This window comes from Streptomyces sp. NRRL WC-3742 (assembly GCF_000720635.1).
In the GTDB taxonomy this organism is placed as follows: Bacteria; Actinomycetota; Actinomycetes; order Streptomycetales; family Streptomycetaceae; genus Kitasatospora.
The window spans coordinates 1-235 of sequence record NZ_JOCF01000214.1; the positions used below are offsets into that span (position 1 = coordinate 1).

Here is a 235-nt window from a genome sequence, read left to right on the forward strand (position 1 = left end):
CCGCTACGGCGACCAGGGCGGCGCCTACTTCGGAGCCCAGAAGGCCAACGAGCCGCTCCACATCCAGTACTCCTACGACAACCGCTCCGTCGTCGTCGTCAACCAGCGAACCGCACCGGCCCAGGGACTGACCGCCCACGTCGACCTCTACAACACCGACGGCACCCCCCGGTTCCACAAGGACGCCACCGTCTCATCCGTCCCCGGCGACGGCGGCAAGGCGGAAGCCCTCACC

1 protein-coding gene is annotated in these 235 nt (G+C 68.9%); it reads left to right on the forward strand.

Annotation, left to right across the window (positions count from 1 at the left end):
- On the forward strand, window positions 1-235 hold a 235-nt coding region (locus IH61_RS42325; RefSeq protein WP_037974250.1), incomplete at both ends, for a hypothetical protein.